Origin of the sequence: Streptomyces sp. DvalAA-14 (genome assembly GCF_900091855.1) — a bacterium.
Taxonomy (GTDB): Bacteria; Actinomycetota; Actinomycetes; order Streptomycetales; family Streptomycetaceae; genus Actinacidiphila.
The window spans coordinates 103,912-129,021 of record NZ_FMCH01000325.1 but is presented as its reverse complement, the minus strand read 5'-3'; the positions used below and the strand labels follow the sequence as shown (position 1 = coordinate 129,021).

Genomic DNA, 25,110 nt, shown 5'->3' with positions numbered 1-25,110 from the left:
CCTTCGGGTGAAGCCCCGTCCGCGGACCCCCACGACGCTCCGGCCGCACCCCTAACGTCGCAGGCGCCAGGTCTCCACCCGTCGCACGCCCCCGAGGAAGCACCGCCATGAGCGCTCCGTCCACCGCCGACGCCCCCGCCTCTGCGACCGCCATGCCGCAGGACGTCACCGACATCATGAAGCGGGTGATCGAGGACACGGTCCTGCCCCGGTCGGCCGAGGTGGACCGGCAGGGCGTCTTTCCCGCCGAGGCGTTGGCGGCGCTGCGCCGCACCGGGATGCTGGGTCTGCTGAGCGCCGCCGAGGTCGGGGGCGCCGAGGCCTCGCTCGCCACCGCCGCCACGGTCGTCGAGCACCTCGCGACGGCCTGTTCGTCCACCGCCATGGTGCTGCTCATGCACTACTCGGCCACCGCCGTCATCGAGGCGCACGGGAGCCAGGACGTCCGGCGGGCGATCGCCCGAGGAGAGCACCTGACGACGCTCGCCTTCTCGGAGAGCGGCTCGCGCAGCCACTTCTGGGCCCCGCTGGGCACCGCGGCGGAGAACGGCGGCCACGTGCGTCTGGACGCCCGCAAGAGCTGGGTCACCTCCGCCGGCCACGCGGACAGCTACGTGTGGTCCAGCCGGCCGCTCAGCGCGCCGGGGCCCATGACGCTGTGGCATCTGCCCAGCGACACCGCCGGCCTGGCCGTCCGGGGCTCCTTCGACGGCTTCGGGCTGCGCGGCAACGCCTCCTGCCCGGTCACGGCCGAGGCCGTGGACGTGCCGGTCTCGGCGATGCTCGGCGCCGACGGGCAGGGCCTGGACATCGCCCTGGCCACCGCACTCCCCCGTTTCCTGGTACTCAACGCGGCCTTCTGCGTGGGTGTGTGCGAGGCGCTGCTCGGCCAGGCCCGCGCCCATCTGTCGCAGGCACGGCTGGAGCACTTGGAGCAGAGCCTGGCCGAACAGCCGCCGGTGGTGGCCGCGTTCGCCCGGCTGCGGACCCGCGCCGACACCGCGCGGGCCTTTGTCTCCGACACGCTCACCGCGCTGGAGACGGGCCGGGACGACGCGATGCTGCGCGTGCTGCAGGTCAAGGCGGTCGCCGGCGAGACGGCCGCGGACGTCGCGGACGGGGTGATGCGGTTGTGCGGCGGCGCCGCCTTCCGCCGCGACCTGGGCATCGAGCGGCGCTTCCGGGACGCGCTCGCGGCCCGGGTCATGGCGCCCACCACCGAGGCGCTGTACGACTTCAGCGGTCGCGCGGGCCTGGGCCTGCCGCTGTTCGGGGGGGCGGTGTGACCCTGCTGATGGGGGCCGTCGCCTACGACCCCAAGGTGGTGACCATCTGGACGGGTTTCCGCTCGTGGCTGACCGCCCGCGGACTGCCCTTCGATGTGGTCCTGTACTCGCACTACGAGCGCCAGGTCGAGGACCTCGTCCAGGGCCGGATCCACGCGGCGTGGCACTCCCCCCTCGCATGGATCCGCACCCGCCGGCTGGCGGCGGCCGGCGGCGCGCGGGTGCGCCCGCTGGTGATGCGGGACACCGACCGCGACCTGCGGTCGGTCGTGGTGGTGCGCGCCGACGCGCCCTTCGCCCGTCCCCGCGACCTCAAGGGCGAGTCGGTCGCCGTGGGCGCGGTGGACTCGCCGCAGGCGACCCTCATCCCGCTGTCGACGCTCCGCGCCGAAGGGCTGCGCCCGGGCGAGGACGTGCGGGTCCGCGGACACGAGGTGGGCGTCGGCCTGCACGGCGACCACATCGGCGGCGAACGCGACGCCGCCCGCGCGCTTCTGGCCGGGCGGGTCGCCGCCGCCTGCCTGCTGGACGCGAACCACCTGCTGTTCGGCCAGGAGGGCACCCTGCCGGCCGGCAGCACCCGGATCCTCGCCCGGACAGCCGCCTACGACCACTGCGTCATGGCGGTCAACGACGCGGCGCCCGCGGCGCTCCTGGAGCGTTTCGGCGAACTGCTGCTCACCATGTCGCCCGCCGAGCCCGATGTGCGGCGGCTGTTCGACCTGGAGGGCCTCAACGCCTGGCTCCCCGGGCGGACCGAGCACTTCACGGCGCTGGAGGCGGCGGTCGACGAAACGGGCTTCTACGACGCCGCGGGCCGTGTCACCGCCGAGGGCTACCGGCCGTGAGCCGCTCGGCCGAGTCGCGGACCGCGGTCGACCTGGCGGACCTCCCCTTCGGCCAGGGCGGGCATCTCCTGGTGCAGCGGGCGCTCGCCGGGCTGGCGCCCGGCGGGCATCTCACGGTGACCGGGCACGATCCGGCACTGCTGGTCCACCTGTCCGCCTGGTGCCGCGGCAAGGGCCACCAGGTGCGGCCCTGGGAGGGGCCGCACACCCCGGACGGCGCGGTGGTGGTACGCGGGTCCGCCGATCAGGACCGCTGGGCGCGCGCCGTGCGGGCCGGCGGGCCCGCGCCGGGCGGGATCGTCGAACGCCCCGACCCCGGCTGGGGGTTGGCCGCCCGGGGCGCACTCGTGGAGGACGGGGCGCCGGCCCTCGGCTTCGACCTGGCCGAGCGCGACCTGGTGTGGGCGCAGATCGCGCCCAGCCTGTACGCCCACGCGGCCGCGGCCCAGTGGGATCCCGCCACGGCCGTGCCCTGGGACGCCGCCTTCGCGTTGCCGCCGGCCGTGGAGGAGGCGGTGGTCCAGGTGATGACCTACTTGGTGGAGAACGAGCAGGCGGCCCTGGTGCTGCCGGCCCGGCTGCTGGGGCGCGTCCATCCGCACTTCCGGGAGGTCCTCCAACTGCTCGCCGTCCAGGCCGCGGACGAGGCCCGCCACCTGGAGGTCTTCACCCGCCGGGCGCTGCTGAGGACCGGGCGGATGGGTACCTCCTCGGCCGGCGGACGCGCCTCCCTGGCCACCCTGCTCGCCGAACCCGACTTCACCCTCGCCGCGTTCCTGCTCTCCGTACTGGGCGAGGGCAGCTTCCTCAACCTGCTGTCGTTCCTCGATCGGCACGCGCCCGACCCCGTCACCCGTGCGGTGGTACGCCTGGCCCACCAGGACGAGGCCCGCCATGTCGCCTTCGGTATCGCCCATCTGGAGCACCAGTCGTCCGTGGACCCGGGCCTGCGGGGCCGGTTGCGCGGCGCGGTCGAACGTCGTCACGACATGTTGCGGGACACCGCCGGTCTCAACCAGGACGTCCTGGACGCTCTGGTCCTGCTGGCGGCCGGCGGCTGGGAGCCCGCCGCCATCGGCCGCGGTCACCGGGCCGTCCGCGGCCTGCTGGCGGCGATGGACGAAGGGCGGCAGCGCCGGCTCCTGCGGCTCGGGTTCCCCGCCGACGAGGCGGCCGAGCTCTCGGCCCTGCACACTCGCAACTTCATGTGAGGTGTCAGCGGCCCGGGTCGGACGCCCCCGCCTCCCGGGCCACCCCGCCGGTGGTCCGCAGCCGCTCCCGCTGCGGCACCACCACGTAGGCCGGATCCTTGGTGGAGGCCACGCCCGCCTCGAACACGCCGAAGCGCTGCAGCACGCTGCCGGCCAGCAGGGCCGCTCCCGCCGCGGCCGCGGCCGGCCGGCTGCGCCGGGCCACCGTGACCGCGGCGACCGCGCCGCCCAGCGTCAGCCACTGCGACGCCTGCCGCAGCCGGTGTGCCCGGCCGGTGGTGAACGCGGTGGGCACCAGCCCGGGACGCCGTTCGATCAGCCGCGACGCGAGGAGTTCGGCCGCGGCGCCGGCCGCGGCGAGCCGTCGGGCCGGGCCCGCCTCGGTCACCGGCGCCAGCAGCATCCCCAGCCCGCCGCCGCTGGCCGCCGCCGATCCGGTGAAGACGAACGGCAGCTCCGCGCGGGCCTCGTGCCAGGCCGGCACCGCCGTCTGGGAGAGCAGCACCGCCGTGTAGGAGGCGAGCGCCGGGGCGAGCAGGGCCGCGGACATCCCCGCCGGGCGGGCGGCCGTCACCAGCAGCCGGCCCGGGAGGGTGGCGCGCACCGAGCGCGGGAGCAGTTCGGCCCCGGCGGCCAGCGCACTGCCCGGCCCGTAGGCCACCAGGATCCAGGTGCCCACCGACATCGGCGAGGTCGGCTTGGCGACGCGCAGCATGTGGTGGAAGCGCTCCGGCCTGCCGAGGTCGGCGACCAGCAGGTACGAACTGACCAGGAGGGCGGCGAAACCGCCCAGGCGGCCCGCCTTGCGCAGCGCCGGTCGCCCCGTCAGGTCGGCGCCGGCCGCCAGCAGCGCGGAGCCGGCCGAAAGTCCGCCGGTGAAGAAGTACGCCGGGACCCCCCACTCCCACACCGGGGGTTTGAGCACGGGCCGGCCGTAGTAGGAGCGGTGCCCGGGCGGTGTCCCGGTGGCCGGCTCGTGCCGTCCCGTACCGATGCGGGCCACGGCGCGCGCCCACAGCCCGGCGGCCCCGGCGCGGGGGGTCGCCGGCCGGACCTGTCCCGCGCTCAACGCGAACCGCCGAGGAAGACGGCCACCGAGGCGGCCAGCAGCGCGGAGGCGGCGAGCCCGGCGGACTTCCACATCGCCGGCAGGTCGCGGGTCGGCACCACCGGGTCCGGCGGCAGTCCGTACACCTCCGGCTCGTCCAGCAGCAGGAAGAACGCGCCGTCGCCGCCCACCCCGTCGTCGGGGTCGTGCCCGTACAGCCGGGCCTCGCCGACCCCGGCCTCGTGGAGCTGTTCCAGCCGCCGGCCGGCCTGCTCCCGCAGTTCGTCCAGGGGGCCGAACTGGATGGACTTGGTCGGGCACGCCTGTGCGCAGGCCGGCTCCATGTCGCCGCGCAGCCGGTCGTAGCACAGGGTGCACTTGAAGGCCCGGCCGTCGTCGGGCCGCCGGTCGATGACGCCGTACGGGCAGCCGGACACGCAGTAGCCGCAGCCGTTGCAGATGTCCTGCTGGACCACCACCGAGCCGAATTCGGTGCGGAACAGCGCACCGGTGGGGCAGACGTCCAGGCAGCCGGCGTGTGTGCAGTGCTTGCACACGTCCGAGGACATCAGCCAGCGGAAGGCGGTGCGGCTCTCCGTGCCGGTCGCCGCGCCGGGCAGGTCGAACGAGGGGAATCCCAGGTCGACGGGGCCGGTGCCCAGTTCGGCGCCGGCCCGCGGCGCCGCGGGCATCGCGGCGGCCACCGTCCGGTCCGCGGTCCCGGTGGCGGAGGGGCCGGTGGGAAGACCCGGCAGGCCCGCGTCCTGCCTGCCCAGCGGGGCGTCCTGCTCGATGAAGGCGACGTGCCGCCAGGAACTCGCGCCCAGCATGCCCGTGTTGTCGAAGGACATGCCCAGCAGGTCCACACCGTCCTCGGGGACGCCGTTCCACTCCTTGCAGGCCACCTCGCACGCCTTGCAGCCGATGCACACCGAGGTGTCGGTGAAGAAACCCACCCTGGGCGGGTGATCGCGGTGGCCGGCGTCCGCGGCGGGGTCGGTGAGCAACCCGTAGAGGCTGTGCTCCTGCGTCACGGTGTTTCCTCCGGCCGGTCGTTCTCCGCGTGGGCTGGTCTGTCGCCGTCCCCGGATGTCACCAGGCGGGTGCCGGTCTGCGGGGTGATGCCGGCGCGCCGCCGGTAGTCCTCGACGTACCGCAGCAGTTCCGGGCCCCTGGGCCGACGTCCGGGCCGGACGTCGCAGGTCAGCACCTTGCTCTCCTGGATGAACACGTTCGGGTCGGCCACCACCCCGATCAGGTCGTTGACCACGTCCCCGGTGGTCAGGCCGGTCTGCCCCCAGTGGTAGGGCATCCAGACCTGGTGGACCACCCGGCCGTCGATCCGCAGCGGCGCCATCCGGTCGGTGACGACCACCCGGGCCTCCACCGCGGTCCGGCTGGTGATCACATGGCCCCAGTCGAGATGGCGCAGACCCCGCTCGGCGGCCAGTTCCGGCGACACCTCCACGAACAGCTCCGGCTGAAGCTCCGCCAGATAGGGGAGCTGGCGGCTCATTCCGCCCGCGGTGTGGTGCTCGGTGAGCCGGGCGGCGCCGAAGACGTAGGGGAAGATGTCGCCGTGCGCCTCGGGTGCGGCCGGGTTGGCGGGGTTGTCGGCGCGCCCGTAGACCTTGCGTACCGGGTTGGCCTGCTGGCCGTACAGGAGGTTGCGCGCCGGGGACTCGGCGGGCTCGTAGTGGGTGGGCAGCGGGCCGTCGGCCAGCCCGGCCGGGGCGAACAGCCACGCCTTCCCGTCGGACATCATGATGAACGCGTCGTCGCCGCGCAGCGCCTCGGGTCCCGACGTCCCGTCGGGCGGTCGGTACTCCGGCGGCTTGTTCTTCTCGAAGTCCGGGATGTCGTGGCCCGTCCACTCGGCGCGCTCCGCGTCCCACCAGACCAGTTTCTTGCGCTCGCTCCAGGGGCGTCCCTGCGGGTCGGCCGACGCGCGGTTGTAGAGCACCCGCCGGTTCATCGGCCAGGTCCAGCCCCACTCCCCGTCGTAGGGGCCGGTCTCGAAGCGGGAGACCCGGCGGCGGGCCTGGTTGACCTCGTCGGCGTAGACACCGCTGTAGATCCAGCAGCCGCAGGAGGTGCTGCCGTCCGCCCGCAGATCGGTGTAGCCGCTGACCGTGCGGCCGGTGCGCAGGTCGATGCCGTTGATGTGACGCAGCACGTCCGCCGACGACGGCTCGTCGCCCTCCACGTCGTAGTCCCAGGCCAGGTCGAGCAGCGGACGGTCCCGCTCGTCGGTCGAGCCGGCGAGCTTGGCCTTCAGCCTCAGGCCGAGCTGGTGGAAGAACCACAGCTCGGAGCGCTGGTCCCCGGCGGGTTCGACGGCCTGGTCGCGCCATTGCAGCATCCGCTGGGTCTGGGTGAACGTGCCGGACTTCTCGACGTGCGAGGCGGCGGGGAAGAAGAACACCTCGGTACGGCAGCGCTCGGTGGCGATCTCCCCGGTCTCGATCTCGGGCGCGTCCTTCCAGAAGGTGGCACTTTCGATCATGGCCAGGTCGCGGACGACCAGCCAGTCGAGGTTGGCCATGCCCAGGCGTTGCAGCCTGCCGTGGGCCGAGCCGACCGCCGGGTTCTGACCGAGCAGGAAGTAGCCGAACACCTTGCCGTCGACCATGTCCATCACGGTGCGGTAGGTACCGTGGTCGCCGTTGATCCTCGGCAGGTAGTCGAAGCAGTAGTCGTTGTCCGCGGTCGCGGCCTCGCCCCAGTACTCCTTGAGCAGCGAGACGGTGTAGGCGCCGGCGTTGCCCCAGAATCCCTTCTGGTTGTGGCCGCTGATGCCCTCCACGTAGCTGTTGAGGTCCTCGTGGGTGGTGTCGGGCATCGGGAGGTAGCCGGGGAGCAGGTTGAACAGGGTCGGGATGTCGGTGGAGCCCTGGATGCTGGCGTGGCCGCGCAGCGCGTAGATCCCGCCGCCCGGACGGCCGATGTTGCCCAGCAAAAGCTGGATGATGGCCCCGGCCCGGATGTACTGGGCGCCGGTCGAGTGCTGGGTCCAGCCCACGCTGTAGACCAGGCCGGCGGTGCGTTCGCGCCCCGAGTTCGACGTCCAGGCCCGGCAGACCTCTGCGAACAGGTCCTGCGGCACACCGCAGATCCGCTCCACCATGTCCGGGGTGTAGCGGGAGAAGTGCCGCTTGAGCACCTGGAAGACGCACCGGGGATGCTCCAGGGTCGGGTCGGCGGCGATGTCCTGCGCCGATCCCTCCATGACGGGGCCGCTCGCCCCGTGGCTGTACCCGTGGGACTGCTCCTTCGAGCGGCGGCCCGGCTGCTCCTCGGTCGGGCAGGACTCGTAGGCCCACACGGACGCGTCGTAGGCGGCGGTGCGCGCGTCGTAGCCGCCGAACAGTCCGTCCAGGTCCTCCGTGTCCTGGAACCGCTCGTCCACCAGGAACGAGGCGTTGGTGTAGGCCTGCACGTACTCCCGGAAGTACAGGTCGTTGGACAGGATGTGGTGGATCACCCCGCCGAGGAAGGCGATGTCCGTGCCGGCCCGCAGCGTGACGTGCTGGTCGGCCAGCGCGCTGGTACGGGTGAACCGGGGGTCGATGTGGATGACCCGGGCGCCGCGGTTCTTCGCCTCCATGACCCACTGGAACCCGACCGGATGGGCCTCGGCCATGTTCGAGCCCATGATGATGATGCAGTCGGAGTTGACCAGGTCCTGTTGGTAGTCGGTGGCACCACCGCGACCGAACGAGGTTCCCAGACCGGGAACCGTGGCGGAGTGTCAAATACGGGCCTGGTTCTCGACCTGGAGTGCTCCCAGGGCCGTGAACAACTTCTTGATCAGGTAGTTTTCCTCGTTGTCCAGGGTCGCGCCGCCCAGGCTGGCCAGGCCCATGGTCCGCCGGAGTGTCTTTCCCGCCTCGTCGACGTCCTGCCAGCCCCTGCGCCTGGCGTCCAGCACCCGGTCGGCCACCATGTCCATGGCCGTGTCCAGATCCAGGTCCTGCCATTCGGTGGCGTAGGGCGGCCGGTAGCGCACCTTCTGCACCCGCTGCGGGCCGGTGACGAGCTGCTTGCTGGCCGAGCCCTTCGGGCACAGCCGGCCGCGCGAAATGGGACTGTGCGGATTGCCCTCGATCTGGATGACCTGCTCGTCCTTGACGAAGACGCGCTGGGCGCACCCCACGGCGCAATAGGGACAGATCGAGTCCACCACCCGGTCGGCGCTCTCCGTGCGGGGCGCCAGTCCGGCCGAGCGCGGGGACTGGGCCGCCTTGCCGCGGCCCAACGGGTCCTCCCCGGTGAGCTGACGGTACACAGGCCACCGCCCGATCCACCGTTTCACACCCATCGGCCTGCTCCTTCCGGCCCGGACCGTCGCGGCACGACCGCTTGCTGCCGACGGTACCGGCGGGCGGGCGGTACGCAAGTCAGGAGCGCCGGGGGGCGGCGCGGCCAGCGCCGTATGGGTTACTCACGGTGTGCGGGCCGCCCATATGCGTTACATATCAGCTGAGCAGTTCGCCGGAGGCCGCGGTTCCGCACAGGGCACCGGGGGGCAGGACAGGTCAGAGGAGACATGACGGCATGCAGGTAACCTTCGCTCCCTCGAATTTCCCCCCGCTGGCTCTGGGCTTCTTCGGCCTGGGCACGGGTTACCTCATCTGGGCGCCGCACGAGTTGCTCGGCTGGCCGCGACGCGACGAGCGGGTGGACCGCTCGCTCGGCGTGTGGGGCGTCTGGCTGCCGGGATTCTGCCAGTTCATCTCCGGCTTCATCCTGTTCATCGGGCTGACGTGGTTCCAGGTGTTCCAGGACCGCGCCCTCTACATGGCCGCCCTCGCCTTCTCCGCCTACGGCATCCACTGGTTCAGCATCGGCTGGAACCGCTACCGCGGCAACGACTCCCGGCCCAACGCCGGCATGTGTGTGGCCTTCATGCTCATCTCGGCCATGGGCGCGACCGTGTTCTTCCGGGTCGGCGACTGGCCGGTCGGCCTGGTGTTCCTCGGTCTGTTCGCCGTCTACTTCAGCGAGTTCTTCCTCTCGGTCGGCCTGTCCGTGGCCGAACGCGTGCTGGGTTTCTTCCACATGGCGACGGGAGCGTGGCTGATGTACGTGTCCTACGCGGTCGCCGTCGACTTCGCCCTCGGATGGCACTGGCGCACGTAGCGTCCGCACGCGGCCCGGCCCGCCCGAGCCGCGACCGGCCGGCGGCCCCCCCCGTACCGCTGCGCGCCGGCCAGTGCGCTCCGCCCCCTGGGCGTTGGGGGACGAGGCCGTTCCGGCGGTCAGAGGGCGGGGTGCTGGCCGCGGACGGGGCTGAGTGACTCCAGCAGCGAGGCGATGTGCAGCACGGTCGATTCCGCGTGCAGGTTGGCCACCACCTGTACGGCGATCGGCATGCCGTCGCTGCTCGTGCCGAATCGCATCGACAGGGCCGGATGTCCGGTCAGGCTGAACGGGACGGTCGTCGACTGGACGTGGAAGGCGTTGACCGTCTTCCCGTTCACGGTGAACTCCTCGAGCTGGTGCTGGTGGGCGGGGATCGTGGTGACCGGGAGCAGCAGGACGTCGTACTGGTGGAAGTACTCCGCGAAGCCGTCCCGGAGCCGCTCGATGCCCTGTTCGGCCCGGACGTAGTCCTCCACCGGTGTGTCGGGCAGGCCGAACAGGAATTTCGAGTAGCTGAACAGCTGGTCCTCGTGGCCGGCGGTGACCTCGGCGAAGGCCGGCTTCATCTCCATGGTGCTCAGCTTGGTCCAGATGTCGTTGGAGTTGTCCCGCGCGAGAGCGGGGATGTTCACGGCGTCGACGGGGAGGCCGGCTGATTGCAGGGCGTCGGCGGCTGCCTGCACGGTTGCCGCGACCTCCGGGTCGGTCGGGCCGAGTCCGGAGTCGGTCAGCCAGCCCACCCGCACGGGCCGGTTCGGCGCGGCGCCCAGGCCGGTGTCGAACTCGCGCGGGGCGGTGGCGAAGCCGTCGGCGCCGTCCGGGCCGGCCAGCAGGGAGTAGGCCAGTGCGAGGTCGCGGATGCTGCGGGCCATGGGGCCGACGTGCCAGTTGCGGCGCGGTGCCCGCGGCCAGATGCCCGTCATCGGGATGCGTCCGTGCGTCGGCTTGAAGGACACGACGCCGGTGTCGGCGGCCGGCCCGCGCACCGAGATGGACAGGTCGCTGGCCAGTCCGAGCGGTGACATCCCGGTCGCGATCGAGGCGGACTCCCCGCCGCTGGAACCGCCGGGCGAGCGGTCGAGGTCCCAGGGGTTGTTCGTCCTGCCCGTCAGGAGGTTGTCGGTCTCGATCCAGTAGGAGAACTCCGGGAGGTTGGTCTTGGCCAGCAGGATCGCTCCGGCCCTCTTGATGCGCGCCACGGCGGTGGCGTCGGTGTCCGGGATGCGACCGGCGAAGATCGGCGAGGCGCGCTGGGTGAGCACTCCGGCGGTGTCGAACGAGTCCTTGGCGGTGAAGGGCACGCCGTGCAGCGGCCCGACGTCGCCGCCCGCCGCGAGTTCCTCGTCCGCCGCCCGCGCGGCCTCCAGCGAACCGTCGGCAAGGGTGACGACGGCGTTGAGCCTCGGGTTCAGGGCCTCGATGCGGTCGAGGTGTGCCTGCACCACCTCGACGGAAGACACCTTGCGGGTACGGATCAGCTCGGCGAGTTCGGTCGCGTCCGAGTACGTGAGGTCGATCGTCATGCTGCACCCTTTCCTGGATCGGTCTACTCCCGACGGGTGGACCGGTCTCCGCTTCGATGTGCCGTTCCTGCCCGGTGAGCCCGGGCGGAGGTGGTGCGTCGGACGCGCAGGACCCGACGCGTGAGCCGAAGTGGCGGCGGCCGGTCGTCGGTAATTCCTGCCGCACCCGGGTGCGGGCCATGAGCAGGGCGACATCGTCCGCGTACACGCCCGTCTCGGCGTCCGGCACCATCACCCCGTCCCGGCGCCGCGGAGTCATGGTGTCGATCACTCGCGTGCAGAGCTGCTCCAGCGGGGTCGAAGGTCCGCTGAGGGCCGAACGGAGCCGGCCCATGCCGGTGTCGAGGTCGGCGGTGCGGGTTTCGATGAGGCCGTCGGTGTACAGGGCCAGGGTGCTGTTCTCGGGGAGTTCCAGCGCGAAGGGCTCGTAGGACATCAGGCCCATGCCGATCGGCGGTCCGGGCGGCACGTCGGGGAAGGTGACGTGGCCGTCGGGCCACAGCACCGCGGGCGGCGGGTGGCCGGCCGAGGCCATGGTGCAGGTGCCGGTGACGGGGTCGTAGACGGCGTAGGCGCAGGTGCAGCTCATCACCGGGCCGGCGAAGCCCTCGGCGTTGCCGTCCTGCTCGGTCACCGGCAGGATCAGCCGGTCGAGCCGGGCGAGCAGTTCCTGGGGCGGCAGGTCCTGGTCGGCGAGAGTGCGGATGATGGTGCGGAGCTGGCCCATCAGGGCGGCGGCGTTGATGCCGTGGCCGACGACGTCGCCGACCACCAGGCCGACCCGGGCGTCGGGCAGCGGGATCGCGTCGAACCAGTCGCCGCCCACCCCTTCGTGGGTGTCGGCCGGCAGATACCGCGAGGCCAGTTCCACCGCGCCGCCGCCGGACAGGTTGTGCGGCAGCAGGTTGCGCTGCAGCGCGATGGACGCGGCCCGCTCCCGGGTGTACCGGCGCGCGTTGTCCAGACTCAGGGAGGCCCGGCCCGCCAACTCCTCGACCAGCAGCAGGTCGTCCCCGGAGAACGGCACCTTGTTCTCGTTGCGGACGAAGACCGCTTCCCCGAGCAGGGTCCCGCGCGCCCGCAGCGGGACGATCATCAGCGAGTGCATGCCCGTCTCCCGCACCGCTCGCAAGCGGTTGGGGTCGCGGTTCAACCAGCTGCCGGGTGAGAAGTCGACCGCCGCCTGGAGATACGGCTTCCCGGTGACCAGCGTGCGGGTGAAAGGGGAGTCGGACGGCACGAGGACGGCGTCGCCGACCCGCCACACCGCTTCGGGCACCCCTTCGTGGACGGAGGCCATGCCCGCGCGGCGGAATACCGGAATGCCGGCTTCGGAGGACGGGAGCCGCTGCAGAGGTTCCTCGCCGAGCGGGACGGTCTCCCCCAGGTCGACGGTGACGAAGTCGGCTATCAGCGGCACCGCGGCGTCGGCGAGCTCTTGGGCGGTCCTGATGACATCCAGGGTGGTGCCGATGCGGTTGCCGGCCTGGCCGAGGATCATCAGATGCTGGCGGACCCGGGAGTTCTCGATGTCGGTGGCCATGTTGACCACCCCGATCGGCTTGCCGTCCGCCCCGTCCAGCCGGAAGTACGAGGCCGACAGCAGGCGCTCCTCGTCCTCACCCGGGATGCGCCAGGTGTACTCCCGCTCGATGACGGGCTCACCGGTCTCCAGCACCTGCCGCATCGCGACCACGACCGACCTGCCCATGTCGCCGGGCTGCACCTCGGTCATCAGGCGCCCCAGCCGCCGGCGCCGCAGTACGCCGTCCTGCCGCTCGGCCGCGTCGTTGAGCCACACGCAGCGCAGATCGGTGTCCCAGATGGACAGCCCGACCGGCGAGCGAGCCAGGGGCCCCACCGCTGCCGACGGCCGCGCCGGCCGCCAGGACAGCGCCCCGGTGGGATCGGTGACGGTCACGAACCAGTCCCCGCGGCCTCGGCCGGCCAGCGGGGACGCCTCCACCGTCATCCGGACGGCCGAGCCGCCCTTGGTGCGCAGCCGGATCGCGCCCGACCACGGTTCGCGGGCCCGGACGCGCGCCGCCCAGGCGGCGAGCTCGACGGACGTCTCGGCCAGCAGCCGCGCGGCGGGCCGGCCCACCACTTCCTCCGCGCGGTAGCCCGTGGCCCGCTCGGCGGCCACCGTCCAGCCCAGGACGATCCCGTCGCCACCGACCACCGCGGTGGCAGCACCGACCAGGCCGAGAATGTCCTCCGCGGACCAGGGCTTTCCTTTACTGGATTCGGCCATCCCCTGCATCCCATCGATCGATGCGCCGGCACACGCTTCCCGGGGTGTGGTGGTCCGCTCTCCATTTTGCGCCCGATGAAGCCGGTGCGCCGGTCGGGCGAATCGGTGCCGTCCGCTTTCCTGCGGGGTTTCCTGCGGGGTTTCCCGCAAGCCGCTCCTTCGGGGGGTGATCCGGCTTCCCGGTATTCACGTTTTTCGAGAATCCAGTCGGGCGCGCGGAAGAATAGCCCCCTACCGTGTCTGCCTCTTGATCCGCAGGTCAGGCTGTTACGTTCACCTCATGGCACAGGTCAAGATCAATAAACCGTCGCCGTCCCTGTGGCGTGTCAGCTTCGACAACCCGTCGATCAATCTCATCGGCTCGCAGATGGTCGTGGAGCTGCGTTCGCTCGTGGAGGCGGCGGAGGCGGACCCCGACGTCACGGTCATCTTGTTCGAGAGCGCGAACCCGGACTATTTCCTCGCGCACTGGGATCTCGCCGACGACGGCGCACCGCAAGAGGCCCTGCCCGCCGGGACCACGGGGCAGCATCCCTTTGTGGATGCGCTGATCCGGATCAGCAAGCTCCCGGTCGTGACCATCAGCGCGATCCGCGGCCGGGCCCGGGGTGCGGGAAGCGAGTTCGTCCTCGCGACGGATGTGCGTTTCGCCAGCCGGGAGAAGGCCGTTCTCGGCCAGTTCGAGATGACCACCGGCGTCGTCCCGGGCGGCGGCGCGCCGGCCCGGCTGCCGCGACTGGTCGGCCGGGGACGCGCGATCGAGATCCTGGCCGGCGCGGAAGACTTCGACGCGGACCTCGCCGAACGCTACGGGTACGTGAACCGCGCGATCCCGGACGCCGAGTTCGAGGATTTCGTCACGGCTTTCGCGCAGCGGGTCGCCCGCTTCGACCGCCGCGCCGTCGAAGAGCTCAAGCAGTGGGTGAATCCGCTGACGCTTCCGGACGACGAAGAGTTCCCGCCGCAGCTGAGGGCTTTCTTCGCCGCGGTGCAGCGGCCCGAGGTCATGGCACGCATCGGCTGGCTCTTCGAACAGGGCCTGCAAAAGCCCGGCCCCGCCGAGGAGCGGCTCGGCGAGTTCATCGCACCGGACTAGCCTCCGGCCTCCGGCGCGCCGGGGATCACGGCCCGCCTCGGTGAGGACGTACTCGTCACATGTCGGTGGGCCGGCGCCAACCCGGCCCCGGCGACCGAGCAGACCCCCCGGGCTCCCGGGCTCCCGGGCTCCCGGCCAGCAACCGCGACGGTGACTCAGCCGCGTCGGGGCAGGAAGGTTCCGCGGGCGAGTCCCAGGAGGGTGCCCGGCGGCCACGGTCGGCACCATGCCAGTGACTCGGGCAGCCGACCCGGCGGGGGCGGCCGGCCGGTGTCCGGTCAGGCGGCGAGCAGTTCGAGGGTGTCGATCACGCGGTTGGAGAAGCCCCATTCGTTGTCGTACCAGGCGACCACCTTGACGTGGCGGCCGTGGACGCGGGTGAGGGCGGAGTCGAAGATCGACGAGGCCGGGTTGCCGGTGATGTCGGAGGAGACCAGTGCGTCCTCGGAGTATTCGAGGATGCCGGCCAGCGGGCCGTCGGCGGCGGCGCGGTAGGCGGCGAGGATGTCGTCGCGTGTCACGTCGCGGGCGACCGACGCGTTGAGTTCGGTGATCGAGCCGACGGTGATGGGGACACGCAGGGCGTCGCCGGACAGTTTGCCGTCCAGGCCCGGAAGGACGAGGCCGATGGCCTTGGCGGCGCCGGTGGTGGTGGGCACGATGTTCGCGGCGGCGGCCCGGGCGCGGCGGGGGTCACGGTGCGGGCCGTCCTGCAGGTTCTGCTCCTGGGTGTAGGCGTGCACCGTGGTCATGAAACCCTGCTCGATCCCGGCCAGGTCGTCCAGGACCTTGGCGAGCGGGGCGAGCGCGTTGGTGGTGCAGGAGGCGTTGGAGATGATCGTGTGCGCGTCCCGGTCGTACGCCTCGGTGTTCACGCCGTAGGCGATGGTCACGTCCGCGCCCTTTGAGGGTGCGCTGACCAGGACTTTCTTCGCGCCCGCGGTGAGGTGGGCGCCGGCGGCCTCGGCGGAAGAGAACCGGCCGGTGGACTCCAGCACGATCTCGACACCGAGGTCGGCCCAAGGCAGCCGCGCCGGTTCACGTTCGGCCAGCACCCGGATACGCCGGCCGTCGACCACCAGATCGTCCCCGTCGACCGACACCGGGCGCCCCAGCCGCCCGGCGGTGGTGTCGAAAGCCACCAGCCGCGCGAGCGCGGCCGGATCGGCCAGGTCGTTGACGGCGACGAGGTCCAGCCCGCTCTCGCGGGCCAGCAGGGCTCGCAGCGCGTTGCGGCCGATGCGGCCGAATCCGTTGATGGCGATACGCGTCATGGGACGAATCCTTTCCGTATCCTCCGGCTCGGCTCAGCACCCGCCGGCCGAGCGGATCGATGCGGAGGAGAATGCCGCCGACCGGCGAGTCGGACGGGCGCCTTCTTCAGCGTCGCGCCGCCGGAAGGCAACGGCAACCGGGGGCCTACTTGTCGGCCCGACGGCCGGTGGCGGCCGTCGTACAGTGGCGGCCGTCGTACGGTGGCGGCCGTCGTACGGTGGCCGCGCGGACCACGTGCTGTCTGCAATTAATGAAACGGCCACCTCCCGACCTTGTTCGGGCATGACGATCGCGGCATGGCTATTCGCACGAAACACGTCAGATCGGCTTCCATCGCCTTGGCTGCGGTCGCCGTCCTCACGAGCGTGAGCGCTCAGAGCGCCGGCGCGGCTCCGGCGTCCCACTCGTCCCCCTCTTCCCGCCCGGGCCCCTCGCACGGGAGCGCGCACCGCATTCCGTTCACCGCCGCCGTGGTCACGGCGCAGGACAACGGCTCGTACAAGATCACCTGGAAGGCGCCGGGGGTGCGGCATGTCGCCGTGCACGCCAACGGCAGGATCGTCGCCACGGGAGGTTCGACCGGTTCCGTCACGGTCAAGGGCCTGCCCGCCACGGCCGACCGGCAGTGGTTCGACCTGGTGCCCGACCAGGGCGACAAGCTCCACCTGGCCGACCGGCTGGTGAAACTCGACGGGATGGACAACTTCCGGGATGTCGGCGGCTACCGCACCGCCGACGGCCAGTGGGTGAAGATGGGCGTCGTCTACCGTTCGGGCGCCCTGAACAACCTCACCGACGCCGACCTCGCCAAGCTCAAGCGCCTCGGCATCTCGGTCGACTACGACCTGCGCATGACCTCGGAGCGGACCGCCGGCCCGGACCGCCTGCCCAGCGGGGTGCGCTACGTCGTCGCCAACGTCACCGGCGACTCCTCCAGCACCGACCTGCCCACGACCGTCGCCGGCGCCGAGCAGTTGATGATCGACGGCGAGAAGTCGATGGTCGGCTCGACCACCGCCAAGGACGCCTACTCCCGGGTCTTCAGCGGGATCATCGCGGACACCGACGGCTCGCTGTACCACTGTTCGGCCGGCAAGGACCGTACCGGCTGGGCGAGCGCCGCGCTGCTCACCGCACTGGGCGTGCCCCGCGACACCGTGTACACGGACTACCTCGCGTCCAACACGTACCGCGCGGCGTCCAATGCCGCGGCCCTGGCCGCGATGCCGGCCGCCCAGGCCGCCGTGTACAAGCCGCTCCTGGACGTGCGTTCGCAATACCTGGACGCCGGTTTCAAGGAGGTGCAGGACACGTACGGCTCCTTCACGTCGTACGAGAAGAAGGCACTCGGTCTGGACGCCAAGGACATCAACGAGCTGAAGTCCGAGCTGCTGACGAACTGACAGGCCACCCCGGAGCCGGGCCCGCCGCGGATGTCCCGCCGGTCGGGCCCGGGCCGTCGAGCGCCTGACACGGCACACCGCCGGACCCGGCACAACGAAAAGACACCGGCCCGCGGGGGCTGCCCCCACCCCCGGCCCGGGTGGCAGCCGCATCGCCCGTCGGCCGCGTCCGACGTTGAATCGTCCTGCCCGCGAAAAAACGCGGCGGCCAGGACGATGTGACGGGGACAGCGATGCGTGGTGCGGTGACGGGGAAGCGCGGGGTCGTGGTGGCGTGGGCGGTGGCTCTGGCCGCCTCCGCGCTGGTGGTGGTGCCGGCGGGGGCCGACGCGGGCAAGGGCGGCGGGAGCCGGGGGGCCGGCGGCTACTCGGCGGCGGACCTGCGCACGGACCTCGCGGCGGTGCGCGCGGCGGGCGGCGGTGACGTCAACGTGGTGGCACGGGTGGACCGCCGGGGGCAGGCGCCGCTGCTGGCCAGGTTCGGCACCGCGGGCCTCGGCTCGAAGGCACCGGTCCCGTGGGACCCGGAGTTCAGGGTGGCGAGCACCACCAAGACGTTCGTCGCGGTCGTGGTCCTCCAACTCGCCGCCGAGCACCAGCTGTCCCTGGACCAGACGGTGGAGCACTGGCTGCCCGGCGTCGTGGCCGGCCACGGCAATGACGGCGCCCGCATCACCGTGCGCGACCTGCTCCAGCAGACCAGCGGCCTGTTCGACTACGTCAACGACCCGGCGATCGCGGACGCGATGATCAACCACTTCACGGAGAACCGCTTCGACGACTCCTCGCCCGAGCGGCTCGTCGCTGTCGCAATGACGCATCCGCCGGTGTTCGCCCCCGGCGGCGGCCGGTGGGCCTACTCCAACACGAACTACCTGCTCGCCTCGATGATCGCCGAGAAGGCGAGTGGCGGACAGAGCTGGCGGGAGCTCGTGGAGCACCGGGTGATCGCCCCGCTCGGCCTGCGCCACACGTATCTGCCGGGCGCCGACCCGTACCTGGTCGGCCCGCACGAGCGGGTGACCATCACCGGGCCGGACGGCGCGGCGATCGACCTCACCGACCAGAGTTTCGAGCACAACGCGGACGCCGGCGTCGTGAGCACCCCCGCCGACCTCGACACCTTCTTCCGCGCGCTCGCCACGGGCAGGCTCCTGCCCGCCGCCCAGTGGGCCGAGATGCGGCGCACCGTGCCGTACGACGACCTCCCCGTGCCGCCGGCCGGCACCGGGGGCGGCTACGGCCTCGGGCTGCGCACGGTCCCGCTGACCTGCGGCGGAACGTACTACATGCACGAAGGGGACGGTCTCGGCACGTACGCGCGCCCGGCCGTCGGCGCCGACGGCCGCCGCGCGGTGACCATCTCGCTGACCACCACCACGGCGCTCATCGACCAGGACAAGGTCAACCGCGCTGTCGAGACCCTCACCGACCACGCCTTGTGCGACAGCGGGAAGAGCGGGGCGGCGTGAGCGGCTGCGGGCCCGCATGGACCCGCGGCCCTCCGGCGGCCCCGCCTGCCGGCGGGTCAGGGGCCGGGTAGTCAGGGGCCGGAAAGTCAAGGGCCGGGAAGTCAGGGCGCCAGCAGGATACGGCCGCGCACCGAGCCCTGTTCGACGAGGCGATGCGCTTCGGCGGCCTCGGCCAGCGGCAGCGTCCGGGTGGTGATGTCGACCAGGCCCTGCCCGATGGCCTCCACGGCGCCCCGGGCGGCGGGGGCGGCCTGCTCGGGGTGGGCGGGAAGGTAGAAGCCGATCGAGAAGCCGAGCAGGGCGAGGCTGCCGAACCACAGGGAGTTGGTGGGTACGGTGTGCTCCCAGTCGCCGCTGGCGTTGCCCACCAGCAGCATCCGACCCATTGGCGCCATCACCTGCAGGCTGTCGGTGCGCAGCCGGCCGCCGACCGGGTCGACGACGACGTCGAAGCGCTGCCGGCCCACCACGTCGAGCAGATCCTCGCCGGCGACGATCTCGTCGTAGGGCAGGGCGGAGGCCCGCGCCGCGGCGAGCGAGGAACGGCGCACGGTGCCGACCACGGCGGCGGCGCCCAGGGTGCGGGCCACGCCGGGGAAGGTGGAGGCCAGGCCGCCCAGGGCGCCGTGGACCAGGAGCCGCTCGCCCGGCTTGAGGTGGGCCACCTCGGTCAGGGCCAGGAAGGCGGTGGCCGCGTTGGGCACGGCCGCCACCGCCACCGCCGGGTCCACCCCGGTGCCGTCCAGCCGGGCGGTCAGCGCGGCGTCCACCACGGCGATCGAGGCGTAGCCGCCCTCGGCCCCGGTGCCGGACAGCGTCACCACCGGCTCCCCGATCCGGAAGCCCGCCACGCCCGCCCCCACTGCGCGGACGGTGCCGGCCACCTCCAGCCCGGGGACGTAGGGCGGCTGCGGCAGTCCCTCCCGGTCCTTGTAGAGGCCCTGGCGGATGTAGACGTCGATCAGGCCGACGGCGGCATGGCTGACGTCGATGGCGAGCTGGCCGGGTCCGGGGACCGGGTCGGGCAGCTCGGTGAGCGCGAAAACGCCCGGTGCCCCGAATTCCGTGACGACTGCGGCGTGCATGGCCGGTCTCCTCTCGTCGACTGGCCGGGTGGCACGGCGGCGGCCGCCGCTCCCGACGCAATCGGATTGCGTTATCTGCACGCTAACACCTTCGGCGGCGATAACGCATTCAGCACGCGTTAGAGTGGGGACATGCATCGCCGAGCCCGCTCGCAGGAGGCCAAACTCCGCCGCGCCGAAGACCTCCTGGACGCCGCCCGCGTCCTGGCCGCCGAGCGGGGCGGCGTCCGCCACGTCACCCTTGCCGCGGTCACCGAGAGCGCCGGCCTGCACCCCTCGGCGGTGCGCCGCTACTTCGACAGCAAGGAAGAACTCCTGCTCGAACTGGCCGAGCGCGGCTGGAACGAGTGGCGGGACATCCTCACCGCCCACCTCGCGGGCATCGGCGCCGGCGAGCTCGACCCGGCCCGTACCGCCGCGGCCGTGGCCGCCACCCTCGCCGCACAGCCGCTGTTCTGCGACCTCCTCACCCACGTACCGCTCAGCCTCGAAGGCGACGTCGGCATCGAACGCGCCCGCCGGTACAAGACCACGTCCTTCAGCGCCTACGACGCCATCGTCGGCGCCCTGACCGCCGCGGGCACCATGACCGCCGCCCAGGTGCAGGACCTCGTCACCGCCGCGCTGGGGCTGACCGCCAATCTCTGGCAGCTCTCCCACCCGACGCCCAGCCTCGCCGAGCTCTACGCCACCAATCCCCGCTGGGGCCACGCCGCACTCGACTTCGAACCACGCCTCACCCGCCTGCTCCAGGCCATGGCCGCCGGCCTCACCGCTGCCGCCCCGACTCGGTGAAGCGCCGGCCCGCCACCGCCCCGGCTCCCCGCAGCAGTTCCTCGAAGACGCCGGCGCCGGACGACGGGAGGTGGCCCGCCGGCCGGCGCCGGGACGTGCGTGAACGGTGGATCTCCTAGGAGACGGTCACCGAGTCGATGTTGGCGGGGCCGTCCGCGACGGTGCCGGTGACCCGGATGGTGTTGGTACCCGCCGTCAGGGGCACCGAGATGGACGCGGTGGCCCAGGTGTCCCAGTTGGCAGTGGTCGGGAAGTTCAGCGTGCCGCGCGAGGTGCCGTTGACCGAGATGGTCGCGGGCCGCGCCGCGGTCGTGCCGTCGGAGTACCGGAAGGTCAGGGTCTTGGTGCCGGCGGCGGCCGCGGTGACCGGGATGTCGACGTACGAGCCGGCCGCGTTGGCCGGATTGGCGAAACCGGTACCGGTGAAGCCGAGGTGGTTGGAGTCGAAGGTGCCACCGGAGGACAGGGTGCCGGTCTCCGCCTCGAACAGCGTGCCACCCGAGGGCGGGGTCGTGCCCTGCATGCTCGCGCCGAGGCTGTCCAGGGCCTTTTGGACCAGGGCCTGGGCGTTGTCGTTCAGGTTGGCGTTGGTGCCGTTCACCACCCAGGACGAACCGGAGAACATCACGACGGTCACGCCGTTGTCCACCCCACCGGTGGTGCCGCTGCTGGGGATGCCCAGCAGTTGGGCCGCCTTCACGGACGCCTCGCCCAGTTCGCGGGAGTCGTTGTCCGAGGTGGTCTGGTTGTTCGCGGTCTGGGTGTCGCCGAAGATCGACCCGATGACCTTGCCGTTGTAGAACATCAGCGCGAACTGCCGGCCCGTCATGCCGCGTTCCTTGTAGAAGAAATGCGGGCACGGGGTCGTGCGGTCCCAGCAGTCGTCGCCCAGCACGTAGAACGGCACGTGGTGGGCGCCCAGGGCTTGGCCGTTGCTGTCTTCCCAGGTCGTCTCGCCCTGGTGATCGGGATCGGGATCCGGGTCACTGCCGTCGGTGTCGATGGCCATGCTGGAGGTGTAGGCGTAGACACCCGTCGCGACCTGGTACACGTTCACGTTCTGGGCCCGCGTCATGGTGTTGATGTGGGGTTTGGTGTTGACCTTGTTCGCGGTCGTCGAGTTCTGCTGGACGCCGGCCAGCACCTGGGCGGCCGTGTACGAGGCGGCGGCCGACGCGGCGGCCGGCTCCGCCGTGGCGGCGGTGGGCGTCGTGGCGGCGGTGGCGTTCCCGATGGCGAGCGGGACGGCGAGCGCGAGAGCCGCGGCAGTTAATACAGCGAAGCGCTTACGGGTCGATGACATGGCGGGTGGGGGCCTCCATCAATCGTTAGTAAAACTTCCTAACGAATGGAAGCACCTGTGACCCCTGTCACGCAATCATCTCGTTCATCAGTTTTACTGAATCTATACCGAGCCAGGACCCGTCAGGCGGCTGGCGGTCCGCCGACGGGAACGGCGGAAATGCCGCGTCCCCACTCGCCGTGCACAACCGGGGCCGCGCTAGCCCAGCCTGACGCACCCTCAGCCCCCCGCCGAAGGGTGACTTCGGGGGTCCGTCCGGCGGTCCGTCCTGCGGCCTGTCCGGCGCCTGAGGGGACGGACGGTCCGGCTCGACCTCAACGGGGTCTGCCCGGCACTGCCGGGCTGGTCGGACCGCTACGCCCGGCGGAGCGAGTCCGCGCAAACGGTGTCGGCGTCAGGTGCTGTCGGCGGGCCCGACGGCTCGGGCGGTGGCCCCGCCGGGTGATGGGAGGCGGGGTGGAGCAGAGCCGTGCCGAGCGGAGTGAGCGCGTGAATGACGGTGTTGGCGTGGCGGACGGAGACGATGAGGCCCGCCTCGCGAAGGGAGGTGGCGTGCTGGCTGGCGGACGGCGGACTGACGCCACTGCGTCGGGCCAGTTCCCCCGTGGTGCAGTTGTCCTCGATCAGCCGCAGGCAGGCCGCGCGGGTGGGCCCGAGGAGGTTCCCCAGCGCGCCGGTTCGCTCGCTGTGGGCGGGACCGGTCCACCAGACCGGCCCGCGGGGCAGCGGGTAGACGAGTACCGGCGGCAGGCCGGGGTCGACGAAGGTGATGGGCGTGTGCCAGCAGAAGGCCGAGGGCACCAGGGTCAGCCCGCGCCCGGCCAGGTGGATGGCGTGTTCGATGGGGTAGTCGACCTCCAGCACGGGCGGCCGCCACCGCATCGTCGGCCCCAGGTTGTTCAGCAGGCCCTCGACGCCGTGGTCGAGCAGGGCGCGGGCGTGCACCGCGCGCTCGGCGTCGAGCAACGCCTGCGTTCGCGGCCAGAAGGGAGCCACCGCCACGGCGTGATAGGCGCGCAGGGCGTCCCCCAGCCGGGTCAGCGCCTCCGGCTCTCCCTCGGCGAGCGGACGGGCCCATGCGGGAAGACGTGTCAGCACCGCCAGTTCGCGACGCAACCGGCGGCGCGGCGTCGACAGGACGGCGTCTATGCCGGCCTCCAGCCCCTGGGACGCCTGCGGCGGGGTCAGGAAGTCGGGGAAATCGCCGATCGGCGGAGCCAGGGTTCGCAGCATCCGCGATTGCCACGGCGGTAACCGGCTTGCATCGGCTTTGATGTGTGCCCGCCACGGCGCGAACACCGCCCGGCCCCGGGTGGTACCCAGCAGGTTGAGGCTGAGCACGGTCTCCCACAGCGGGTCAGGGTGCCGCGCGAAACGGACCCTGCCCAGATCCTCTGCGGTGAAATGCAGCCGCAGCACGATTCCCCCCGGCCTCGTGGCAGGCTCCGCGCCCGCGGTGACGACAGTGTGCGGCACCTACCGGTAAGCGCACCATCAACTTCGGTCCGCGGCGGCACGAATCCGGCCACGGCTCGTCCCGGCATCGCATGACTCGGCGTCTACGGGCAGCTCGGCCGCCGCCGCCCTTTGCCTGCGACTTTTGACCTGGTCCGAATGACGGTGACAGCGACTGGGCACGCCCCGAGGCTTGTCCCAGGTTGAGCTCGGCGTGCGTCGCCGGGCGTCAGGAGGGGAAAGCCATGCGTATTGCTCGGCGCACCACGAGGATCATGGCGGCCGTGGTTCTGACCGCCGGCGGACTGACCGCCGCGACGGTCACGTCCGCCGCCGCCGCTCCGTCGGTGGCCTGTCTCAGCAGCAGCAACCTCGTGTCCATCAACGGCACCGACCCCAACGGCCACTGGCCGCCGTACAGTTCCGCGCGGACCACGGCCAACTGCAACGACATCCAAGTCAAGGTCACCACGGCGGACTTCGGGGAGACCTGCTTCCAGCCCACGAGCGGGTCCGCGTACTGCAACAACCCGAGGGTGATCCCGGCGAACACCTGGACGCTCATGGCCACGGACGTCAAGGACCACACCGCGTTCTGGCTGCTGTTCACCAGCACGGGCATCCGGGGGGTCGCGGCCTACTGAGCACTCCTGGGCGACACCTCGCCTCGGGCGGCCCTCGGATCGGTCCGCGGCCGGCGGGGCAGGGCGCCGCCACCGCCTGTGTGCCACACGGGGAAGGCCGGACGGGCACTCACGCTCCGGCCGGAACGGCCTTCCGGCCTTCCCTGGTGGTCAGCGGATCTCCGCGCAGTCCGCGCCGGTCAACAGGACCGGTCCGTCGCGGCCGTTCACCCAGCCGCCGTGGAAGTGCGGCGGCGGCCGGTCCCGTCGGCGGCGTCGGCAACCGCCTCCGGGATCACGGAACGTAGGATCGAGGCTCCTGCGCGCCGCCGACCGGTAGAGGTGTTCCATGACTGCCGTCCCCATACCCGCGACAGCGGAGCGGTCCGAGGCCGAAGCGTTCTTCGACGTCGTGGTGGGCGCTCCCGAGCCTGTCCGCGCTGCGCTGGGGACAGCCGGAACTCGGGTGGGCGGCGGGGTCGCGGTGTCGATGCGTCGCGACCCGACCGGGTTCTGGAGCAAAGCGCTGGGGATGGGATTCGACGAGCCGGTCACCGCTGATCTGATCGAGGAAGTCTGTGCCTTCTACCGGGCGCAGGAAACGCCGTCGGCGGTGTTGCAACTGGCGCCTTCGGTGCTGCCCGAGAACTGGGCGGAGATCTGCGCGAAGGCGGGTTTGTCGGCCGGCTCGACCTGGCTGAAGCTGGCGGGCGAAACGGATGTCGTCGTACGGCACGCCTCCGCGTCGCAGCGGCCCCCGACCGGGCTGCGGGTGGCAGCCGTGGAGAACGGTCAGGCCGGCATGTGGGGTTCGGTCATGCTGCGGGCCTTCGGGATGCCGGAAGGCAGTCTGGCGGAGATGGCGGGGGCCGCTGTCGGGCGGCCGGGCTGGCATTCGTTCGCCACCTGGGACGGATCGGACCTCGTCGGCGGCGGAGCGATGCATGTCCATCAGGACACGGCCCAGTTCTTCAGCGGCGCCACGCTTCCCCAGGCCCGAGGCCGTGGCGGCCAGTCCGCACTTCTCGCCGCCCGTGCCCGCGCCGCCCAGGCGGCGGGCTGCGGTTGGCTGATCGCTGAAACCAGGGCCGGCGCCCCCGGCAGCCGCAACTCCTCCCTGCACAACACGCTCCGGCTCGGCTTCCGTGTCCTGTACGAACGCCAGGACTGGATCTGGCGCCCCACCGGAGGCGAGTGACCCCGGCCCGGGTCCGGCCTGGGACAGCGGGACCGAGCTCCTGGCGTGCACCGGCGCCGCGCAGTGCCCCGGGGTGAGCCGGCCGATCCC

At 72.1% G+C, this 25,110-nt stretch carries 18 protein-coding genes and 1 pseudogene; 10 read left to right on the top strand and 9 right to left on the bottom strand.

What is annotated here, in order from left to right; all coding sequences use genetic code 11:
* The first annotated feature begins 107 nt into the window (after positions 1-107).
* From GA0115240_RS16790 to GA0115240_RS16780, 3 genes are read left to right on the top strand one after another with little or no spacing between them, the layout of a single operon-like run.
* Entirely contained in the window at positions 108-1,286 is a 1,179-nt protein-coding gene (locus GA0115240_RS16790; protein WP_237554936.1) for an acyl-CoA dehydrogenase family protein, read from the top strand.
* On the top strand, positions 1,283-2,134 hold the full coding sequence (locus GA0115240_RS16785) for a phosphate/phosphite/phosphonate ABC transporter substrate-binding protein (RefSeq protein WP_256069847.1): 852 nt from the start codon (positions 1,283-1,285) through the stop codon (positions 2,132-2,134). The genes GA0115240_RS16790 and GA0115240_RS16785 overlap by 4 nt, the downstream gene beginning before the upstream one ends.
* A complete protein-coding gene (locus tag GA0115240_RS16780) occupies positions 2,131-3,345 on the top strand; it encodes a hypothetical protein (RefSeq protein ID WP_093737471.1) in 1,215 nt (404 codons plus the stop codon). Before GA0115240_RS16785 ends, GA0115240_RS16780 begins: the two co-directional genes overlap by 4 nt.
* 4 nt (positions 3,346-3,349) lie before the next feature.
* Here GA0115240_RS16780 and nrfD read toward each other — a convergent pair whose 3' ends face one another.
* The 3 genes from nrfD to fdh all read right to left on the bottom strand — a co-directional run bounded on the left by nrfD (position 3,350) and on the right by fdh (position 8,714).
* Positions 3,350-4,348: an NrfD/PsrC family molybdoenzyme membrane anchor subunit gene (gene nrfD / locus GA0115240_RS16775; RefSeq protein ID WP_256069846.1), complete on the bottom strand. Its 999-nt coding sequence runs from the start codon at positions 4,346-4,348 to the stop codon at positions 3,350-3,352.
* A gap of 62 nt (positions 4,349-4,410) precedes the next feature.
* Positions 4,411-5,427: a 4Fe-4S dicluster domain-containing protein gene (locus tag GA0115240_RS16770; protein WP_093737470.1), complete on the bottom strand. Its 1,017-nt coding sequence runs from the start codon at positions 5,425-5,427 to the stop codon at positions 4,411-4,413.
* Positions 5,424-8,714 (bottom strand): formate dehydrogenase, encoded by a 3,291-nt coding sequence (gene fdh / locus GA0115240_RS16765; protein WP_237554934.1) that lies wholly within the window; start codon positions 8,712-8,714, stop codon positions 5,424-5,426. The genes GA0115240_RS16770 and fdh overlap by 4 nt, the downstream gene beginning before the upstream one ends.
* A gap of 236 nt (positions 8,715-8,950) precedes the next feature.
* Here fdh and GA0115240_RS16755 point away from each other — a divergent pair, with 236 nt between their 5' ends.
* Positions 8,951-9,535: a hypothetical protein gene (locus GA0115240_RS16755; RefSeq protein ID WP_093737467.1), complete on the top strand. Its 585-nt coding sequence runs from the start codon at positions 8,951-8,953 to the stop codon at positions 9,533-9,535.
* A 119-nt stretch (positions 9,536-9,654) separates the two neighbouring features.
* Here the strand turns inward: GA0115240_RS16755 and GA0115240_RS16750 are convergent, their stop codons facing one another.
* Together GA0115240_RS16750 and GA0115240_RS39270 are read right to left on the bottom strand one after the other, a co-directional pair.
* The gene (locus tag GA0115240_RS16750) at positions 9,655-11,061 is read right to left on the bottom strand and encodes an amidase (protein ID WP_093737466.1); all 1,407 of its coding nucleotides are present in this window, start codon (positions 11,059-11,061) and stop codon (positions 9,655-9,657) included.
* A 229-nt stretch (positions 11,062-11,290) separates the two neighbouring features.
* Positions 11,291-13,315, bottom strand: a pseudogene (locus GA0115240_RS39270) (SpoIIE family protein phosphatase); the annotation flags it as partial.
* 280 nt (positions 13,316-13,595) lie between these two features.
* Here GA0115240_RS39270 and GA0115240_RS16730 point away from each other — a divergent pair.
* Positions 13,596-14,411, top strand: a complete 816-nt coding sequence (locus GA0115240_RS16730; RefSeq protein ID WP_093737464.1) for an enoyl-CoA hydratase/isomerase family protein — start codon at positions 13,596-13,598, stop codon at positions 14,409-14,411.
* A gap of 278 nt (positions 14,412-14,689) precedes the next feature.
* Here the strand turns inward: GA0115240_RS16730 and gap are convergent, their stop codons facing one another.
* Positions 14,690-15,685, bottom strand: coding sequence for a type I glyceraldehyde-3-phosphate dehydrogenase (gene gap / locus GA0115240_RS16725; protein ID WP_093737463.1), 996 nt, complete (start codon positions 15,683-15,685; stop codon positions 14,690-14,692).
* A gap of 366 nt (positions 15,686-16,051) precedes the next feature.
* On the opposite strand from gap, the gene GA0115240_RS16720 reads away from it, so the two are divergent.
* Positions 16,052-17,089: a tyrosine-protein phosphatase gene (locus GA0115240_RS16720; protein WP_256069845.1), complete on the top strand. Its 1,038-nt coding sequence runs from the start codon at positions 16,052-16,054 to the stop codon at positions 17,087-17,089.
* A gap of 245 nt (positions 17,090-17,334) precedes the next feature.
* The gene (locus tag GA0115240_RS16715; protein ID WP_256069844.1) at positions 17,335-18,561 is read left to right on the top strand and encodes a serine hydrolase domain-containing protein; all 1,227 of its coding nucleotides are present in this window, start codon (positions 17,335-17,337) and stop codon (positions 18,559-18,561) included.
* 101 nt (positions 18,562-18,662) lie between these two features.
* Here the strand turns inward: GA0115240_RS16715 and GA0115240_RS16710 are convergent, their stop codons facing one another.
* The gene (locus GA0115240_RS16710) at positions 18,663-19,646 is read right to left on the bottom strand and encodes a quinone oxidoreductase family protein (protein WP_093737460.1); all 984 of its coding nucleotides are present in this window, start codon (positions 19,644-19,646) and stop codon (positions 18,663-18,665) included.
* Positions 19,647-19,778: 132 nt separating this feature from the next.
* On the opposite strand from GA0115240_RS16710, the gene GA0115240_RS16705 reads away from it, so the two are divergent.
* On the top strand, positions 19,779-20,441 hold the full coding sequence (locus GA0115240_RS16705; protein WP_093737459.1) for a TetR family transcriptional regulator: 663 nt from the start codon (positions 19,779-19,781) through the stop codon (positions 20,439-20,441).
* A 115-nt stretch (positions 20,442-20,556) separates the two neighbouring features.
* Here the strand turns inward: GA0115240_RS16705 and GA0115240_RS16700 are convergent, their stop codons facing one another.
* Both GA0115240_RS16700 and GA0115240_RS16695 read right to left on the bottom strand, forming a co-directional pair.
* Positions 20,557-21,744 carry a glycoside hydrolase family 75 protein gene (locus GA0115240_RS16700; protein ID WP_161302268.1) on the bottom strand — a complete coding sequence of 396 codons (1,188 nt, stop codon included), beginning with the start codon at positions 21,742-21,744 and terminating at the stop codon, positions 20,557-20,559.
* Positions 21,745-22,098: 354 nt separating this feature from the next.
* The gene (locus GA0115240_RS16695) at positions 22,099-22,977 is read right to left on the bottom strand and encodes an ArsR/SmtB family transcription factor (RefSeq protein ID WP_237554931.1); all 879 of its coding nucleotides are present in this window, start codon (positions 22,975-22,977) and stop codon (positions 22,099-22,101) included.
* Between the two features lie 497 nt (positions 22,978-23,474).
* Between GA0115240_RS16695 and GA0115240_RS16690 the strand changes: the two genes are divergently transcribed.
* Positions 23,475-23,843: a hypothetical protein gene (locus GA0115240_RS16690; RefSeq protein WP_093737457.1), complete on the top strand. Its 369-nt coding sequence runs from the start codon at positions 23,475-23,477 to the stop codon at positions 23,841-23,843.
* Between the two features lie 445 nt (positions 23,844-24,288).
* Positions 24,289-25,020, top strand: coding sequence for a GNAT family N-acetyltransferase (locus GA0115240_RS16685; protein WP_256069843.1), 732 nt, complete (start codon positions 24,289-24,291; stop codon positions 25,018-25,020).
* Positions 25,021-25,110 lie beyond the last annotated feature (90 nt).